The sequence below is a fragment of the Rhodococcus sp. MurmanLake-1 genome, from assembly GCF_056945715.1.
Genome location: NZ_JBWZNF010000011.1, coordinates 134347 through 153316, shown reverse-complemented (window position 1 = coordinate 153316; position 18970 = coordinate 134347). Strand labels below are relative to the sequence as shown.

At 63.5% G+C, this 18970-nt stretch carries 14 protein-coding genes and 1 tRNA gene; 8 read left to right on the top strand and 7 right to left on the bottom strand.

Going from position 1 to position 18970, the window contains the following annotated elements; all coding sequences use genetic code 11:
* Positions 1–161 precede the first annotated feature (161 nt).
* The 5 genes from thrB to argS are packed head-to-tail and all read right to left on the bottom strand — an operon-like array spanning position 162 to position 6610.
* Positions 162–1106 carry a homoserine kinase gene (thrB, locus tag AC2ETI_RS25915; RefSeq protein WP_007726194.1) on the bottom strand — a complete coding sequence of 315 codons (945 nt, stop codon included), beginning with the start codon at positions 1104–1106 and terminating at the stop codon, positions 162–164.
* Positions 1107–1150: 44 nt separating this feature from the next.
* Entirely contained in the window at positions 1151–2233 is a 1083-nt protein-coding gene (gene thrC / locus AC2ETI_RS25910) for a threonine synthase (protein WP_003941280.1), read from the bottom strand.
* On the bottom strand, positions 2230–3543 hold the full coding sequence (locus tag AC2ETI_RS25905; RefSeq protein WP_007726192.1) for a homoserine dehydrogenase: 1314 nt from the start codon (positions 3541–3543) through the stop codon (positions 2230–2232). Before AC2ETI_RS25905 ends, thrC begins: the two co-directional genes overlap by 4 nt.
* Complete coding sequence (gene lysA / locus AC2ETI_RS25900) at positions 3540–4961, bottom strand: diaminopimelate decarboxylase (protein ID WP_070797117.1); 1422 nt, start codon at positions 4959–4961, stop codon at positions 3540–3542. The genes AC2ETI_RS25905 and lysA overlap by 4 nt, the downstream gene beginning before the upstream one ends.
* Complete coding sequence (argS, locus tag AC2ETI_RS25895; RefSeq protein WP_019749183.1) at positions 4958–6610, bottom strand: arginine--tRNA ligase; 1653 nt, start codon at positions 6608–6610, stop codon at positions 4958–4960. The genes lysA and argS overlap by 4 nt, the downstream gene beginning before the upstream one ends.
* Positions 6611–6826: 216 nt before the next feature.
* On the opposite strand from argS, the gene AC2ETI_RS25890 reads away from it, so the two are divergent.
* Together AC2ETI_RS25890 and AC2ETI_RS25885 are read left to right on the top strand one after the other, a co-directional pair.
* Positions 6827–7654: a thioredoxin-like domain-containing protein gene (locus AC2ETI_RS25890; protein ID WP_020908297.1), complete on the top strand. Its 828-nt coding sequence runs from the start codon at positions 6827–6829 to the stop codon at positions 7652–7654.
* A 4-nt stretch (positions 7655–7658) separates the two neighbouring features.
* Positions 7659–8378: a DUF305 domain-containing protein gene (locus tag AC2ETI_RS25885; RefSeq protein WP_019749185.1), complete on the top strand. Its 720-nt coding sequence runs from the start codon at positions 7659–7661 to the stop codon at positions 8376–8378.
* A gap of 75 nt (positions 8379–8453) precedes the next feature.
* Here AC2ETI_RS25885 and AC2ETI_RS25880 read toward each other — a convergent pair whose 3' ends face one another.
* Entirely contained in the window at positions 8454–10823 is a 2370-nt protein-coding gene (locus AC2ETI_RS25880) for a phosphoketolase family protein (RefSeq protein WP_483634608.1), read from the bottom strand.
* Positions 10824–11066: 243 nt separating this feature from the next.
* Here AC2ETI_RS25880 and AC2ETI_RS25875 point away from each other — a divergent pair.
* The 4 genes from AC2ETI_RS25875 to AC2ETI_RS25860 all read left to right on the top strand — a co-directional run bounded on the left by AC2ETI_RS25875 (position 11067) and on the right by AC2ETI_RS25860 (position 15510).
* Positions 11067–11142 (top strand) — tRNA-Arg (locus AC2ETI_RS25875).
* An 89-nt stretch (positions 11143–11231) separates the two neighbouring features.
* Positions 11232–12158, top strand: coding sequence for a LysR substrate-binding domain-containing protein (locus AC2ETI_RS25870; RefSeq protein ID WP_046378809.1), 927 nt, complete (start codon positions 11232–11234; stop codon positions 12156–12158).
* A 128-nt stretch (positions 12159–12286) separates the two neighbouring features.
* The gene (locus tag AC2ETI_RS25865; protein ID WP_019749188.1) at positions 12287–13615 is read left to right on the top strand and encodes an MFS transporter; all 1329 of its coding nucleotides are present in this window, start codon (positions 12287–12289) and stop codon (positions 13613–13615) included.
* A gap of 2 nt (positions 13616–13617) precedes the next feature.
* Complete coding sequence (locus tag AC2ETI_RS25860) at positions 13618–15510, top strand: FAD-dependent monooxygenase (protein ID WP_483634617.1); 1893 nt, start codon at positions 13618–13620, stop codon at positions 15508–15510.
* A 73-nt stretch (positions 15511–15583) separates the two neighbouring features.
* On the opposite strand, the gene AC2ETI_RS25855 is transcribed toward AC2ETI_RS25860, so the two are convergent.
* Positions 15584–17113 (bottom strand): MFS transporter, encoded by a 1530-nt coding sequence (locus AC2ETI_RS25855; RefSeq protein ID WP_483634607.1) that lies wholly within the window; start codon positions 17111–17113, stop codon positions 15584–15586.
* 85 nt (positions 17114–17198) lie between these two features.
* Between AC2ETI_RS25855 and AC2ETI_RS25850 the strand changes: the two genes are divergently transcribed.
* Positions 17199–17576 (top strand): MarR family winged helix-turn-helix transcriptional regulator, encoded by a 378-nt coding sequence (locus AC2ETI_RS25850; RefSeq protein ID WP_019749191.1) that lies wholly within the window; start codon positions 17199–17201, stop codon positions 17574–17576.
* A 233-nt stretch (positions 17577–17809) separates the two neighbouring features.
* Complete coding sequence (locus AC2ETI_RS25845) at positions 17810–18961, top strand: N(5)-(carboxyethyl)ornithine synthase (RefSeq protein ID WP_019749192.1); 1152 nt, start codon at positions 17810–17812, stop codon at positions 18959–18961.
* The last annotated feature ends 9 nt before the right edge of the window (positions 18962–18970 follow it).

Sequence of the window (18970 nt, the reverse complement as noted above, 5' to 3'; positions counted from 1 at the left end):
AGGAGTTTTGCCCCCTGGTGATGCACCGGCGACTGACGCGCACGATGTACGGACATAGCCCAGGATAGCGTCCAAACCTGAGTCCGGCAAGAATTTGGACGACTGGGTGTGTCAGTTCACTACCGATCGGTAGTGGGCGATCACCAGGACCAAGGCAGGGATCAGACAGTCGTCGTGGATACTTCGACGCCGTCGGCGATGTCCAATTCGAGCACACGTAGTCCGTCTGCCCGCGCCGCTTCGGCGAGCTCGACGGGGAAAGGTTCTGTGCTGAGCGCCAACACGGTGGGGCCTGCTCCCGAAACGGTCGCAGCAATGCCCGCCTCGCGCAAGATCCCGATCCATCGCGTCGTGAGCGGAAGTGCGGGTGCGCGCTGTGCCTGATGCAGGCGATCCTCGGTGGCTGCCATCAACAGATCGGGCCGAGCAGTGAGCGCAACGACGGCCAGCGCGCTGCGGCTCGCGTTGAACGAGGCATCCTGGTGCGGAACCAATTCGGGCAGGAGGCCACGAGTGTGTGCGGTGGACGACCGCTCCTCGGGAACCAGTGCCACAGCACGGATGTCGGGATGGACATCGAGTTTCGCCGCAGAGTAGATCGGCTCGTCGCCTTCGACGGCCGGTGGGCAACTCCACGAGACGACTGCGCCACCGAGAACACTGGCAGACGCATTGTCCGGGTGACCTTCGAACTCGGACGAGAGTTGAACCAACTGCTCTTCCGTCAAGCCGATCTCGGCATCGAGTGCGCGCGCCAGACCGTTGGCTGCTGCCAGTCCGCCGACAGCCGCAGAAGCCGAGGATCCCAACCCGCGCGAGTGCGGGATCGCGTTGCGGCACAACACGTCCAGGCCACTTGCCCACACCCCGGCCGCTTCGAGACCGCGTTCGATAGCGCGAACCACGAGATGCGAAGGACCCCAAGGTACGTCGGCAGCGCCTTCACCTTCGACGCGAATCTGAAGGCCCGAATCCGTTGTGGTGACCACGATTTCGTCGTACAACCCCAACGCCAGACCGAGGGTGTCGAACCCCGGCCCCAAGTTTGCACTCGAGGCCGGGACGCGAGCAGTCACCGAAAGGCCGATAGGCAGGGTTATAGTCATGTCAGACACCGGATTCCGCGGAGTGGTCGATGAATCCACGGACACTATGCAAGCTCGAGGGCAGCCGCGACGGCAACGGGATCGACACCGATCGGCTCGACGTTCGGCATACCCTTCAAAGCCGTGTCAGGATCCTTGAGACCGTTACCGGTCACCGTGCACACGACGGTCAGGCCCGGCTCGAGCCAGCCCTCTGCACGTGCGGCGAGCAGGCCGGCGACACTGGCTGCCGACGCCGGTTCGACGAAGACGCCCTCGGTGGCGGCGATCAGACGGTAAGCCTCGAGGATCTTCTCGTCGGTGGCGGCACGGAATGCACCGTTCGACTCTTCCTTCGCGGCGACAGCGCCGTTCCAGGAAGCGGGGGAACCGATTCGGATTGCGGTAGCGATGGTTTCGGGGTCCTTGACGGGTGCGCCGTTGACCAGCGGAGCCGCACCGGCTGCCTGGACGCCGAGCATGCGGGGCTTGACCGTGGTCAGACCGTCGGCGTAGTACTCGGAGTATCCGCGCCAGTACGCGGTGATGTTTCCTGCGTTTCCGACCGGGAGAGCGTGCACGTCGGGAGCCTTGCCGAGCACGTCCATGATCTCGAATGCCGCGGTCTTCTGACCTTCGATGCGCACCGGGTTGACGGAGTTGACCAGACCGATGGTGGGGAATTCCGCCGTGGTCTTGCGTGCCAGTTCGAGGCAGTCGTCGAAGTTGCCCTGGACCTGAATGATCTTGGCGCCGTGCATGACTGCCTGCGCAAGCTTGCCCATGGCGATCTTGCCCTGCGGGATGAGCACGGCGCAGGTCATGCCTGCCTTGGCTGCATACGCAGCGGCCGAGGCGGAGGTGTTGCCGGTGGACGCGCACAGAACTGCGCGCTGGCCCCGGGCCAAGGCGTCGGTGACGGCCATCGTCATGCCGCGGTCCTTGAAGGAACCGGTGGGGTTGAGACCCTCGACCTTGAGGTAGACGTCGCAGCCGGTGATCTCGGAGAGGTGGCCGGCCGGCAGGAGCGGGGTGCCGCCTTCGCGCAGGGTGACGGTCTTCCAGTTGTCACCGATCGCGAGACGGTCCCGGTATGCCTCGATGAGACCCGGCCATGCCTTGTGGACGGGGTTGACGATGCCGGTCATTGTTCAGTGCCTTCCAGTCGCAGCACGCTGGTCACAGCGGTGACGAATTCGAGTTCGTTGAGGGCCGCCACGGTCTCGGAGAGAGCCGCGTCGGTTGCTACATGAGTGACGACCACCAGACGCGCGCCGGCGCCGGCGCCCTCCTGGCGGACGACGGAGATGCTCACGCCGTGCTTGGCGAACTCGGCGGCGACTGCGGACAGCACACCTTCCTTGTCCGCGACCTCCATGTTCACGTAGTAGCGCGTGAGGATGTCGCCCATCGGGGCGACCTTGAGCTTGGCGTACTTGGACTCGCGGGGGCCGCGGCCGCCGTGAACCTTGTTGCGCGCCGCCATCACCAGGTCACCCATCACCGCGGAAGCGGTGGGGGCGCCGCCTGCGCCCTGGCCGTAGAACATGAGCCGGCCGGCGTTCTCTGCTTCCACGACAACGGCGTTGAACGCGCCGTTGACCGAGGCCAGCGGATGGCTGAGCGGAACCAGCGCCGGGTACACGCGAGCGGAAATCCGCTCCTTGCCCTTGGGCGTGACGATGCGCTCGCAGATCGAGAGCAACTTGATTGTGCAGTCGAGTGCCTTCGCCGACGCCAGGTCGGCGGAGGTGATCGTGGAGATTCCTTCGCGGTACACGTCCGCGGCAGTGACGCGGGTGTGGAACGCGATCGACGCGAGGATCGCAGCCTTCGCCGCGGCGTCGTAGCCTTCGACGTCCGCGGTCGGGTCGGCTTCCGCGTATCCGAGGCGTCCGGCTTCGGCGAGGGTCTCCTCGTAGTCGGCGCCGGTCTCGTCCATCGCGGAGAGGATGAAGTTGGTGGTGCCGTTCACGATTCCGGCGACCTTGTTGACACGGTCTCCGGCCAACGACTGTGTGAGCGGGCGGATCACGGGGATCGCACCGGCAACAGCGGCCTCGAAGTACAGGTCGACAGAGTTGGCCTCTGCAGCCTCCGCCAATTCACCGGTGTGGTCCGCGAGCAGCGCCTTGTTGGCGGTCACGACCGACTTACCGGAGTTGAGGGAAGAGAGAATCAGCTTGCGAGGGAGCTCGATTCCGCCGATCACCTCGACCACGATGTCGACGTCGTCACGACCGACCAGGGACTCGGCGTCCGTCGTCTGCAGTTCCTCGGGAATTCCGCGGTCCGAGCCGATACGGCGGACGGCAACTCCCCGCAGTTCCAACGGGGCGCCGACGCGAGCTTCGAGTTCCTCGGCCTGCTCACGAATGATCCGGACGACCTCGCTCCCGACGTTGCCGAGGCCGAGAACGGCCACACCGATAGCGCGATGCGCCGATTCGCTCGTCACTGCGATACCTCCAAGCTGAGCAGATCTTCCACTGTTTCCCTCCGCAGAATCACGCGTGAGACTCCGTCACGCACCGCCACCACGGCTGGGCGGGTGAGCAGGTTGTACCTGCTCGACATCGAATAGCAGTATGCACCGGTCGCTGCTACCGCTAGTAAATCACCGGGCCCGACGTCCTCGGGCATCCAGGTGTCCCGAATGACCACGTCACCGGACTCGCAGTGCTTACCGACGATACGTGCAACGACGGGATCAGCCCCGGAAGTTCGCGAAACCAACTTGGCTTCGTACTCCGCACCGTAGAGGGACGTGCGGATGTTGTCGCTCATCCCGCCGTCGACGCTGATGTAGCGGCGTGTCAGCGAGCTACCCACCGTGACGTCCTTGATGGTGCCGACCTCGTAGAGCGTCACCGTGCCAGGTCCGGCGATGGCGCGGCCGGGTTCGACGGCAAGCGTCGGCTCCGGCAATCCGGCCAGTGCGGACTCGTTGCGCACGATGTGGCCGAGCTTTGCTGCCAGTTCGTCGACGGGCGGCGGGTCGTCGGAGGGGATGTACGAGATCCCCATGCCGCCGCCGAGGTCGATGATCGAAATCTGCTTGGTCTTCTCGACTCCGAACTCGGTGACGACGTCGCGGAGCAAACCGATCACGCGGTGCGCTGCCACCTCGAAACCGTCGACGTCGAAGATCTGCGAACCGATGTGGCTGTGCAGGCCGACCAGTCGCAAGTTGTCGGCAGCGAAGACGCGACGGACCGCGTCGATCGCCGCTCCCCCGGCCAGCGAGAAACCGAACTTCTGGTCCTCATGTGCGGTGGAGATGAATTCGTGGGTATGCGCTTCGACGCCGACGGTCAGTCGGATCAACACGTCCTGAACGACACCGGCCTCACCGGCGACACGATCGAGTCGGTCGATCTCGATCGCCGAGTCGAGCACGACATGCCCGACGCCCGCGGCGACACCAGCGGCCAGTTCGGCGACTGACTTGTTGTTGCCGTGCATGGCAATTCGCTCGGCCGGGAAGTCCGCGTGCAACGCGATCGCCAGTTCACCGCCGGAGCAGACGTCGAGCGAGAGGCCTTCGTCGGCGACCCAGCGTGCGATCTCGCCACAGAGGAATGCCTTGGATGCGTAGTGCACCTTGGCATCCGGGCCGAAGGCGCGGGCCATGTCGCGGCAACGCGAGCGGAAGTCGTCCTCGTCGATGACGAACAGCGGGGTGCCGTACTTCTCGGCAAGTTCACCGACCTTGACACCCGCGAGGGTCACTTCACCGTCGTCGCCGCGAGAAGCGTTGCGCGGCCACACCTGCGGTGAGAGTTCACCGAAGGCTTCGGGGCTGGCAGGACGGTCGGGCAAGCCGGGGGCCTGCAACTGCTCGGCATGCTTGGGGCCGGCGGGGTGCGCGTTCACATTTGCTCCGGTGCGGTGACGCCGAGCAGTTCGAGGCCGTTGGCCAGGACCTGTCGGGTGGCGGCGCAGAGAGCCAGACGCGCGCGGTGCACGTCGGTGGCGTCTTCGTCGCCTTGCGGAAGGATGCGGCACGCGCCGTAGAAGCGGTGGTACGCACCCGCGAGTTCTTCGAGGTAGCGGGCAATACGGTGCGGCTCACGCAGATTCGCCGCGCTCGACACGACGCGTGGGTACTCGCCGATCGTGCGGATGAGGTCACCCTCCTGCTCGACGGTGAGCAGGGCGAGGTTGCTCGCGTCGGCGGACAGACCGAGGTCTGCGGCGTTGCGAGCGATCGCCGAGAGGCGTGCATGCGCGTACTGGACGTAGTAGACGGGGTTCTCGCTGCTGGTCTTGGTCCACAGGTCGAGATCGATGTCGATGCTCGAGTCGACCGACGAGCGGATCATGACGTAACGCGAGGCGTCGACGCCGATTGCCTCGACCAGGTCGTCGAGGGTGATGACGGTGCCTGCGCGCTTGCTCATCTTGACGGCAGTGCCGTCCTTGACGAGGTTGACCATCTGGCCGATCAGCACCTCGACGGTGTCCGGATCGTCGCCGAATGCGGCCGCGGCAGCCTTGAGACGGCCGATGTATCCGTGATGGTCGGCACCGAGCATGTAGATGCAGAGGTCGAACCCGCGGGCGCGCTTGTTCTGGAAGTAGGCGATGTCACCGGCGATGTAGGCGGCGTTGCCGTCGCTCTTGATGACGACGCGGTCCTTGTCGTCGCCGTAGTCGGTGCTCTTGAGCCACCACGCACCGTCTTCGTGGAAGAGGTTGCCCGAACCCTTGAGGGATTCGACGGCCTTCTCGACCGCACCGGATTCGAAGAGCGAGTTCTCGTGGAAGTAGACGTCGAAGTCGACGCCGAAGTCGTGGAGGGTCTGCTTGATGTGCGTGAACATCAATTCGACGCCGATGGCGCGGAAGGTTTCCTGCTGCTCGTCGGCGGGCAGCTCCATGACGTCGGGACGCTGCTTCAGAACCGAGGCGGCGATGTCGGCGATGTATGCACCGGCGTAACCGTCTTCCGGAGCAGGTTCACCTTTCGCTGCAGCGATCAGCGAACGCGAGAAGCGGTCGATCTGGGCACCGTGATCGTTGAAGTAGTACTCACGTGTGACCAATCCACCCTGCGCGGACAGAATGCGTCCGAGCGCGTCTCCGACTGCAGCCCAACGGGTTCCACCGAGGTGAATCGGTCCGGTGGGGTTGGCCGAGACGAATTCGAGGTTGATCTTCTTGCCGGCGAGAGAGTCGCCCGAGCCGTACGACGCACCGGCTTCGAGAACCGACACGACGATCGCGCCCTGGGCGTCCTTGTCCAACCGAATGTTGAGGAAGCCGGGTCCGGCGATCTCGGCGGATTCGATTCCGTCGGCAGCGGTGAGGGCTTCGGCGATCCAGCCCGCCAGCTCGCGGGGATTAGTGCCGACCTTCTTGGCTACCTGCATGGCAATGTTGGTGGCGTAATCGCCGTGCTCGGGGTTGCGTGGTCGCTCGACGGTAAGGGTTTCGGGCAGCACGGATACGTCGAGGCCACGATCGGCAAGGACGCTCGCTGCGGTTCCGCGGAGCAGTTCGGCAAGGTCAGCTGGAGTCACAGGTATTCATCCTATTGCCTGCACACCGGAAGTGGAGACTCGCCTCACGCCTCGCTCTCCGTGAACGTGCGCGGGGCCGCTGTGGCGTGTCGCACGCCACTCTCAAAGTTTGCCCTCAGACTCGGAAAGTACAGTGGTAATGCCCGAGCTACCACCGCGTACCTTCATGCGCGGGCGCGCCACACCTCAAGCCCACACACCGAAAGAGCCCAATCGATGCCAAGCGGTTCCGATAGTCGCGGTCCCAACAAGAACTCCGGGGCCAAATCAGCCAAGGCCATCAAGGCCGCCAACAAGAACAGTCGGCCGGCCAAGAAGGGTAAGGGCGGCGTCCCCGCTCCCCGCCAGATCCCCTGGCTGTCGATCGGCGCCGGTGTGGCTGTGCTCGCACTCATCGCCGTGCTCGGTATCAATCTGTGGCCCAAGGTCGAGGAGCGGCAGGCCCTCGAGCCGTACAAGTACAGCTCCGAGAACAAGGATCCGTCCGACAAGATCGACGGCGTCCTCAAGATCGAGTACCCGGCCGGCCAGCACGTCGATTCCACTCAGCGCGTGGCGTACGACCAGACTCCGCCGTTCGGTGGCCCGCACGACGCCACCTGGGCGAACTGCACCGGAACCGTGTACGCCGACCCGATTCGCACCGAGAACGCAGTCCACTCGCTCGAGCACGGCGCCATCTGGATCACGTACAACCCCGATCTCGTCGACCAGGACCAGATCGACAGCCTCGCCGCACGCGTCAACGGCAAGTCCTACATGCTGATGTCGCCGTACCCCGGTCAGAGCAGCCCCATTTCTCTGCAGTCGTGGGGCCATCGCCTCGAGATCGACAAGGCCGACGACGATCGCATCGATCAGTTCATCACCGCGTTGAACCAGAACCCGAACGTCTACCCCGAGGTCGGAGCGAGCTGCACCAACCCGCTGTTCACCCCGTCGACGTCGCCGTTCGATCCGACGCCTCCGGGCGCCGACGCCATCCAGATGGACGGCACGGGCGCTACCCCGGCCACCGACGAGCAGATTCCCGCCGGTGGATAGTCCGGTGAATAGTTCAGAGACCACCGATCAGCCTTCGAAGCCGAGTCAGCGCACCGCGCTGCTGATCATCGGTCTGATCGGCGCGATCGCCGTCGGTTTTGCCCTCGGCGCACTGACCAACCTCCTCGGACCCGATGCGAAGTCGTCACTGACCGTTCCGGCCTCGGATTCGGTGGACGTGGGCTTCGCTCAGGACATGAGCGTGCACCACAGCCAGGCCGTGGACATGGCGTCCATCGCCCTGACGAAGTCCACGGACAACGACGTACGCACGCTGGCGTTCGACATCTTGACCACGCAGCAGAACCAGCTCGGTCAGATGCAGGCGTGGCTGACCATGTGGGATCAGCCGCTGTCCAAGGTGGGTCCGTACATGGAGTGGATGTCGTCGGATTCGGGCTCCGGCCACGGATCGCACGGGACTTCGGCCACGATGGACATGGCTCATTCCGGCCCGGTCGACACGATGCCCGGCATGGCGTCCCCCGAGGACCTCGCGGCTCTCCGCGCGGCGGAAGGCCTGCAACTCGACACCTTGTTCCTGCAGTTGATGCTTCGTCACCACGAAGGTGGGCTTCCGATGATGGAGTACGCAGCTGCCGACGCCACCGAGGGTCCGGTGCGCAGCCTGGCACAGACCATGGTCAACACGCAGCAGAGCGAGTCCAAGCTGATGACCGACATGTTGGCGGCTCGCGGCGCAGTGCCGCTGCCCATGAACTGAGCTGCACTGCACTGCACTGCACTGCACTGAGCTGAACCGAGAATGTTCAGACCCAACTGGGCCTGGTCCTGAATTTCAGGACCAGGTCCAGTTTTCTACCTCCGGCATGTCTTCGAGGTGCTCGACGATGTAACGCGAGTGCTTTTCGAGCTGTGTCCGGCAGAACTCCGCCAACTCGGAAGCCCCGGCCGGCCGACGCTTGGAGCGTCGTAGCGCCTCGATCACCAGGTGGTAGCGGCTCATCTTGTTGAGGACAACCATGTCGAACGGTGTTGTGGTTGTTCCCTGTTCACTGAATCCGCGAACGTGGAAGCGCTCGGGACTCGGACGCCCGTGAATCAGTTCGTGCACCGCACGCGAGTACCCGTGGAATGCGAACACGACGTCGGTCTGCGCGGTGAACAGATCGAGGAAGACCCGCTCCCCGAATCCGTGGGGATGCTCGGTTGGCGTCAGCAAGGCCATCAGATCGACGACGTTGACGACGCGGGTGATCAGTTCGGGTGTGTGATCGCGCAGCAACTGCGCGGCAGCCAGGATCTCCTGCGTCGGCACATCTCCCGCAGCGGCCAGCACCACGTCCGGTTCCTGTCCGCGAGCCTCGGTTCCGGCCCATTCCCAGACCGAAGCGCCCGCCGCACAGTGCTCGTGCGCTTGCTCGAGCGTGAGGTACTGCAGATGCGGTTGCTTGTCCACGACTATCAAGTTGACGTGGTCGGTACTACGCAGGCAGTGATCCGAGATCGAGAGCAAGGTGTTGGAATCCGGCGGCAGCCACACGCGGATCACACTGGGTGCCAAGGGAATAACGGCGTCGATCATGCCGGGGCCCTGATGACTGAATCCGTTGTGATCGTTGCGCCAGCATGTACTGGTCAGCAGCACGTTGAGCGAAGCGACGGACGCCCGCCACGGCAGGTCGACGGCATGTTGGAGCCACTTGGCGTGCTGGATGAGCATCGACACACTCACCATCGCAAATGCTTCGTAGCTCGCGAACATCCCGTGTCGACCGGACAACAGATAACCCTCGAGCCACCCCTCGCAGAGGTGCTCGCTGAGGACCTCCATGACACGACCGTCCGCGGACAGCCCGTCGTCGTAGTCGGTGATCGGCAGTTGCCAGCAGCGGTCGGTTGTCTCGAACACGGCGCCGAGGCGATTGCTCGACGTCTCGTCCGGACAGAAGAGTCGGAAGATCCCGCCGCTGTCCTCGGTTTCCGTGGCGGCGTAGATGTCGCGCAGAAGCTCGCCGAGCACTCGCGTCGTCTCGTGGAAGGTCGAACCCGGGGATTGGATGGGAAGCGCATACTTTTCGAGCGGCGGCATCGGGAGATCGACTCGAAGTCGTCCACCGTTCGCGTAGGGAGTGCTCCCCATGCGCTTGTCCCCCGCCGGCGAGAGCGCCGCCAGGTCCGCGACGAGTGATCCGTTGGCGTCGAACAACTCGTCCGGACGGTACGACCGCATCCACTCTTCGAGTTGCCGCAGATGCGATTCGTTGGTTCGCACGCCGGACAACGGCACCTGGTGCGCACGATGTGTGCCCTCGACCAAGATTCCGTCGACGGCGTGTGGACCGGTCCATCCTTTCGGCGTCCGCAAGACTATTGCCGGCCACGAACCCGTCCACTCGTCGCCGCGGCGTGCGGCACCCTGCATCTCGCGGATCTTCTCGTGTGCCTGCGAGATCGCTTGATACAACTGAGGAAACACGACGTCGGGGTCGTCACCGGAGACGACGATCGGCGCCCACCCCTGGCCGCCGAGGTAGGCCTGAATGTCCTCGTCGCTGCTGCGCCCGTACACGGTCGGGCCCGCGATCTTGGCGCCGTTCACGTGCAGGATCGGCAACACCGCGCCGTCGCGTCGTGGATTGAGGAACGCCGGGAGCTTCCACGAGCCGGACAACGGCCCGGTCTCCGCTTCGCCGTCGCCGATCACACAGGCCACCACGAGGTTCGGATGATCGAAGGCAGCGCCGGCCGCATGTGCAAGGGCGTAGCCGAGCTCGCCTCCTTCATGGATGCTTCCGGGTGTCTGCACACTCACATGGCTGGGCACTCCGCCGGGAGCCGAGAACCGCCGACACATCCGGTGGATACCCTCGGCGTCGTCCGAGACTTCCGGATAGATCTCCGAATACGTTCCCTCGAGATACGTCGACGCGACCAGCGCCGGGCCGCCGTGCCCCGGGCCGGTGACGTACAGCCAATCAGCATCAGTGGCGACGATGTGCCGATTGAGGAGCGTGTAGATCATCGACAGGCCGGGGCTGGTCCCCCAGTGCCCGAGCAGTCGAGGCTTGATGTGCTCGGCTCGCAACGGTTCCCGCAGAAGCGTGTTGTCTTTCAGATAGATCTGCGCAACGGTCAGGTAGTTGGCCGCTGCCCACCACTTCAGGTCGAGCGCGAGCTGGTCTTCGGAATAGTGGTGATCGGTCATCAACGACTCCCGTACCTCACGAGGGTGCCCGAGCAGTCCGCCCGAGCCTGTGCTCAGAGCCGAGCCTAGGCGTAAAAAGCATCCGAGTCAGTCGGTACAGATGATTCGACGACCATGGTCCCCGGCCGCATCCTCGACTGCCTCCCACGACGACGCCATGCCGAGACGGGTGCCGGTTTGGTCTTGTCCCCCCGTGATGCGCTACGCTAACGCAGCCCAATCGGCACACCGAGCATTCGGTGCGCCCCCGTAGCTCAGGGGATAGAGCGTTCGCCTCCGGAGCGAAAGGTCGCAGGTTCGAATCCTGCCGGGGGCACCACGAAGACGCAGGTCAGCGATTGATCGTCGATCTCTTCACGGTGCCATACCAAACAATTCAGGGCAATCTATCCGACTACTGTCGATCTCATGCCTCGCATCGATCCTGCTCCCACGTACACGATGCGTCAGCTGGCTGCGTTTGTCGCGGTAGCCGAGACCGGGACGATCAGCGGCGCGGCCGAGCGCTTGCACCTCTCCCCCTCCGCCCTGTCCGCGTCGCTCACCGAACTCGAACGCGCGCTCAAAGTTCAACTGTGCGTTCGCCGTCGCTCATTCGGCATTCAACTGACCCGCACCGGTGAATCCGTTCTGGTGCGCGCCCGGGCGCTACTTCAGCAAGCCGGGGAGCTCGAATCCGATGCGCTCGGAACCGGCGGAAGCGTGTCGGGGCCCATCGCGATCGGTTGCTATCCCGCTCTGGGGCCGACGGTATTGCCGTCGATGATCGCCGGGTTCACCCGTGAGAATCCTGACGCGCAGGTGGAGTTCCGCGAGGACACTCAGAATCGGCTCCAGACACATCTCGAGAACGGCGAGTTGGACCTCGCGATCGCTTACGACCTGGACCTGTCTCCACAATTGCGCACAGTTCCGTTGGCCATCCGCGAACCCTTGATCGTCCTGGGTGCCGAACACCCACTCGCGCGGTCCGAGCGACCGATCCATCTTCCGGACCTCGCGGAACACCCGATGGTTCTCCTCGACGCGCCGCCGAGCACCAAACACGCGCTCGACGTCTGCCGCGCAGGCGGATTCATCCCGAAGGTTGCATACAGAACCGCGAACTTCGAGACGGCGCGGGCATTTGTCGGACGCGGACTCGGCTGGACGCTGTTACTCCAGCGCCCCAAGATGGACGTCACGTACGAGGGGCTCGAGGTAGTCGTCAAGACCATCGCTTCCCCTGTCGTGCCGTCGGTGCACGTAGTTCTCGCGTGGCACCAGAACACTCGCCTCAGCCGCGTCGCACGCGCTTTCATAGAATTCGTTTCACCCTCGGAACCTGCCCAATAGTCCCACTACCAGGCAGCGGAGCTGATTCCACGGATTTTCCGTGCAAGAACCTCCAATTCTTTCGCTTTTCAATTGTTGTGGCGCACGTCATTGTTTCTTCAAGCCACATTCATCTCGAAAGGCACTTCATGACCTCCATCGCCTCACCGACCGCTACGCGCACCGCCGCGACGGTCAAGGCGCGCAAGGCCGCCCTCGGCAGCTTTGTCGGCACCGCCATCGAGTGGTACGACTTCTTCATCTACGGCACCGCCGCCGCGCTCGTGCTCGGCAAGCAGTTCTTCCCCGGCACGTCCGATCTGGCCGGCACCCTGGCCGCCTTCGCCACCCTCGCCGTCGGATTCGTCGCGCGTCCCATCGGCGGAATCGTGATGGGCCACTTCGGCGACCGCATCGGACGCAAATCCATGTTGGTCACCTCGTTGATGCTGATGGGCTGCGCCACCGTTGCCATCGGCCTGCTACCCAACTACGCCGCCATCGGCGTCTTCGCCCCCATACTCCTGGTGACCTTGCGATTCGTTCAGGGACTCGGTGTCGGCGGCGAGTGGGGCGGCGCAGTTCTGGTCGCAACCGAAAACGCACCGGAGGGCAAGAAGGGGCTGTACGGCAGCGCACCACAAATCGGTGTTCCCGCAGGCGTACTGGTGGCCAATCTCGTCTATCTCCCCCTCGCCGCCTTCATGGACGACGATGCATTCAACTCCTGGGGATGGCGAATCCCGTTCCTGCTCAGCGCAGTTCTTGTGGGCGTTGCGATGTGGATCCGTCTCGGCCTCGAGGAAAGTGACGAGTTCACCGCTTCGAAGTCCGAAGCACCGGCGGAGTCCATGCCGATTCTCGAGGTTCTCACCAGACACTGGAAGACAGTGCTCCTCGCCGGTGGAACCTTCATCGCCACCAACGGAATTGCGTACGCGTACATGGTTTACGTGCTCAAATACGGCGAGACCGAACTCGGCTTCAGCAAGACCACGATGCTCTTCCTCCTCATCGCATCCTGCCCGTTCTGGATGGCGGGAATGGCTTTCAGCGCTCACAAGTCGGACACTCTCGGACGCCGAACCGTCTACATCCGCAGTTCGATCACCCTGGTAGTGGCGGCAGCGGTGTTCTTTCCGCTGATCGACACGGCGATCGTCCCGGTGATGCTCGTATCGATGATCGCCCTCGGCTTCACGCTCGGCTGCTGCGCCGGCCCACAAGCGGCGCTGTTCGCCGAATTGTTCCCCGCACACATCCGCTACAGCGGAGCGTCACTCGGCTACCAGATCGGCGCAATCCTCGGCGGCGGTCTGGCCCCGATGATCGCCACCGCGCTCTACGCCGCCTTCGACACCTCGTTCGCCATCACCGTCTACTTCGTGATCATTGCCGTGATCAGCTTGGTTTCCATCCTGCTACTCCCGGAACCTCAACTGATCCCGAAAAACACTGCCGCACAGAAAGCCTCGTGACCATGTCGACCTACTTTCATCCGAAGAAGTACGCACCCGAGGACTTCGCTTCCATGGCGCCTTCGGCCGACGCACTTCCCGTCGTGATCGTCGGAGCCGGCCCAGTCGGCATGGGCGTAGCCATGGGCTTGGCGCAGCGCGGCATTGCCGTCACGATTCTCGAAGCGGCCGATCAGGTCTCGTTCGGCAGTCGCGCGATCTGCGTGTCACGGCACAGCCTCGAAGTTGCCGAACGCCTTGGTTTCGGTGCCGAGCTGGACGACATCGTTCTGCCGTGGGTGGGTGGTCGGAGTTACTACCGCGATCAGGAAGTACTGCAGTTCCGGATGGCATCCGCCGAGCACGACGCGCGCGGACCCATGGTCAACGTCTCGCAATCCGAGTTCGAACAGATCATGACCGACAAGTTGCTCGCCCACCCACTGGTGAACTTCCACTGGTCGTCGTCGATCGCCGGCATCTCCGGCGGTGACGACGAGGTAACTCTGACCGTCGACACCGCCTTCGGAACCCGCGAACTGCGTGCGGCGTGGGTCGTGGCTGCCGACGGTGGACGCAGCAAGATGCGCGAACTCAGCGGAATCCGCTTGCAGGGCAACAGCTACGAGGGCAACTACGTCATTGCCGACATTCATTGGGAATCGGAACTCCCGGCCGAGCGTCTGGTGTGGTTCGACGCACCCAGCAATCCGGGGTCCACGATCATCATGCACCGCCAACCACGGGACATCTGGCGCATCGACTACCAGCTCGACGCGTCGGACGATCCGGAAGCGGAGACGCAAGAAGATCGCATCCGTGACCGCATCATGCGTCACCTCGAATGGCTCCAGAGCGACATCCCCTGGACCCTGGAATGGTTCGGCTTCTACCGCGCCCATGCACTCGCCTTGGAAGATTTCACTCACGGCCGTGTGCTCTTTGCCGGCGACGCCGCGCATCTCGTTCCGATCTTCGGTGTTCGTGGCCTCAACTCTGGCATGGAAGATGCCGAGACCCTGGTGTGGCAACTGGCGGCCGTCATCAACGGAGCTGCCGATACCGCCATCCTCGACGCGTATTCGAAGGAACGTCGCAGCGCGTGGCAGCAGAACGTCGACAATGCAGGCAAGTCGACGCTCATCATGTCGCCCGGCAGTCATGGATACCGGACCACCCGCGACGCCGTACTCGAACTCGCCACCAAGCGAAGCGAATTCGCGCACCTCATCAACCCGCGCCAGTCGAGTGCAACGCACGCCCGTCTCTCGCCGCTGACGTGGCCCACAGCTGCGGGCACCGAGGGCGTACTACCCGGGGATCCGCTGGAGGACAGAGTCGTCCAGGTCTCGGCGGACGGTTCGAAAACCTCCTTGAACAGTCTGCGCGGTACTGGATTCGGCCTGCTGGCTTTCGGACTGTCAGCTGAGCTGGTATCCGAACTCGACACGCAAGCCGAGATTCTCGCTCAGGCCCTTGCACCGGAAACCGTACGGGTGATCACCGCGGGAACTAACGACTCCACGATTCGCGATGCCGAAGGCAATCTCGCATCTGCCCTCGGTGCTCGTGTCGGCGAGATCTTCGTGATTCGGCCCGACGGATTGGCGCTCTGCCGCATCAGCGATCCCACGCAATTGAACGACGTGGCCAAGCACCTCACCGCCGGCACTGCGCCGACGCACTTCGATACGGCACAGTCCGTCACGACGACTGTGATCGACGACGAGGGCCACCGCGAGCACGTCTGGTTGGCACTGTCGAACGCACTCGATCAGGCTGATCCGTCCGACCGCGAAGCCATGTTGGTGCGCCTTGCCTTGATTCTCGGTTCGCAAGCTACGTCGACGAGTTTCGACGCAGCCCTGAAAGACGCAGCCCCGAAAGACGCAGCCCTGAAATCTGCCACCCGATAGTTCAGACACAGCAACTCGGCCGCGCAGGATTGTCTCCTACGCGGCCGAGCGCATTCGCGGATGAAGCAAGTATTCAGTTGACCTCGGCCAATTCCTTTTCTTCCTCAGCGCGCCTTTCACGCACGGATCTTCCCCGCAGCGACCTTCCACGTACCAGCGGCGAGACGGTGATCGCCAAGCCCACCAGCGCGACTCCGGTAACCAGGATCAGTCCGGGATGGAACTGTTCGAATCCGGCGGTACCGGCGCCGGACGCGGTGTGCGATCCGGCGGTCACGAGGGCGGTAGTCAGAGCGAGTACGAGCGCCGCACCGACCTGAGCGGAGGTGTTCACCAGCCCGGACGCCAAACCCTGTTCCGAGTCGTCGACGCCCGAGGTGGCCTGGGCCATGATCGAGGTGTAGCCCAACGCGAATCCGAGTCCGAGCAGGATGACGCTCGGCAGAATCGCCACGACGTACGACGGTGAATCGCTGCCCGCGAAGAGGAACCAGAGGTACCCGACGCTGAGCGAGGTCAGTGCCGCGATGATGAGCTTGGCACTGCCGTACAGGTCGACCAGCCGTCCGACGAACGGTGATCCGAAGGCGACGATGATGCCCGCGGGGAGCAGTGCCATCGCCATCTTCAGGGGTGACCAGCCGAGGGCCGACTGCAGGAAGATCGTCATCATGAACTGGAAGCTCAGGTAGGAACCGAAGAGCGCGATGATGGCCAGATTCGCACGAACGATGGTGCCGACGCGTAGAAGCCCAAGTCGCACAAGCGGATGCGCCACCTTCTTCTCCACGAAGAAGAACGTCGCCAGAAGCACGGCAGCGACGGCGAACGAACCCAGAGTCATCGGGTGTGCCCATCCACGAGTCGGAGCCGAAACCATCGTGTACACCGTCAGAAGCATTCCCGTCACCAGGGTGACGGCGCCGACGAGGTCGTGTCCCCCGGCATCTGCGGGACGGTCCCGCGGAATGAGGAAGTACCCACCGATCAGCGCGATGACGGCAAACGGAACCGGCATCAGGAACGTGAATCGCCAACCGGCACTGGTCAACAGCCCACCCAGGATCAGGCCCGACGAGTAACCACTGGCGCCGAACACGGAGAACACGGACAGCGCACGGTTACGGGCCGGACCCTCCTTGAACGTCGTGGTGAGAATGGACATTGCAGTCGGCGCAGTGAAGGCCGCCGCCAGTCCCTTCACGAATCGTGATGCGATCAGCAGTGTTCCGTTGTCGACAAGGCCACCGACCAGCGAAGCGATTGCGAACACGGTCAGCGCGATCAGGAAGACCCTCCTGCGCCCGAGAAGATCGGCGGTACGTCCACCGAGTAGCAACAAGCCGCCGAATCCGAGGACGTAGCCGTTGATGATCCACTGCAGCGAAGTAGTGGACAGGCCCAGTTCGTTGCCGATGGACGGTAGAGCGACGCCCACCATCGACACATCGAGACCGTCGAGGAACAACACGAGGCAGAGCACCGCGAGGATGCCCCACAGCTTGAGGGACCAGCCCTCTCCTGTGGCCGGATCGGTGGATTCCGTAGAACCCGGGGATTCCGGCGAATCGAATGGTTTGAGTGTCGAGTCTGTGCAAGTCACGTCAGCGAGAATAGATGCACATGCACTTAATGCACAAGCATTTAATGCAATTGCACATAATCGAGTCTTCAACTAGAATGCGGTCGTGACGTCGGAATCGGAATTGCGCAACACCTGGCGCTCGTTGTCGACCAGCTACAACGACATCGCGTGCGAACTCGATCGCCAGATGCAGTCGGCGCACGGCCTGAGTATGAGCGACTTCGAGGCCCTCGACCGACTCATGGACACCTCGTGTGAGCGTCCACGGATGCAGGATCTGGCTTCGGAGATGTACCTGAGTCCCAGTGCGCTCTCCCGCAGCGTCGCCCGCCTCGAGAAGGCCGGACTGGTTCAGCGAGCACTGTGCGAGGCTGACCGGCGCGGAGTCTTCATCGACGTCACCGACAAAGGTCGTCAAGTACACACGGATGCCAGCAAAATTCAACTGGCCGTGCTGGATTCACGCCTGCGCGAGCAGTAGCCCTAGGTCGGAGCAGCACCGCACCTCGCCCGGCCGCCGGGCGAGGACCGTTCAGGACTAGACTGAGCACATACCGGCGCGCCTTTCTGTAGCCGTCGGCGATCGACAGCAGCGCAGCCGGCACGCCTTCACGCGATCCTGGCCGAGGCAATCTGCCAGCGTTCCTGCGGCTTCTGCTCGTCCCTCAGGCGCCTGCCTGACATCTCTACCTGCTCCTATCGAGAGATACACAATTGAACAACGCACGCACCCTTGGAGTCATCGGACAGTCGAGCAAACCGGCAGAACGCCGGTTGCCGATCCATCCCGCGCATTTCGATCGCATCGATGCCGAACTACGTTCTCGGATCTACCTCGAAGAGGGTTACGGCCACCCCTTCGGCTACTCCGACGACTACCTCTCGCGTCTGGTGGCCGGAATCCGCACGCGCAAGCAGATTTTGGCGGAAACCGATGTGGTTCTGCTACCGAAGCCGTTGGTGCGTGACCTCGCCGAACTACGGTCGGGTCAGGTTCTCTGGGGCTGGCCGCACTGTGTCCAGGACACCGAGCTGACACAGATCGCGATCGACAAGAAACTGACTCTCATCGCCTTCGAAGCGATGAACTTCTGGCACAGCGACGGATCGTTCAATCTGCACGTGTTCCACAAGAACAACGAGTTGGCCGGCTATTGCTCGGTACTGCACGCCCTGCAGTTGATCGGTTCCACCGGAGACTACGGCCGCCGTCTCACTGCCGCCGTGATCGGTTTCGGTGCCACTGCACGCGGCGCTGTCACCGCACTCAAGGCGCACGGTATCCACGAAGTGGACGTACTGACTCAGCGCGGCGTCACCGCCGTCAGCTCCCCCATCCACTCGGCGCGAATGGTCTCGTTCGACAACAACAACGGCGATGTCCGCGGCAGCCACGTCATGCTCGACAACCACAGCGTGCCGGTACCGGGCTTCCTGGCCGAGCACGACATCGTCGTCAACTGCGTACTGCAGAACACGGATGCCCCGCTGACGTTCTTGACCGAGGAAGATCTCATGGACTTCCAACCGGGAAGCCTCATCGTCGACGTCTCGTGCGACGAAGGCATGGGGTTCAGCTGGGCTCGTCCCACCTCGTTCGCGGATCCGACCTTCATCGTCGGCGACAACATCACTTACTACGGCGTCGATCACAGCCCGTCGTACCTGTGGAACTCCGCGTCGTGGGAGATCAGCGAATCACTTCTTCCCTACCTGCCCACTGTGATGGCAGGTGAGACGGCCTGGAAGGCAGACGAGACCGTCGACCGCGCCATCGAAATCCGTGACGGCGTCATCGTGAATCCCGCCATTACGCGTTTCCAGCACCGTTCGGCGGACTACCCTCACGCTGTCATCGCGGAATAGGCGCCCCGA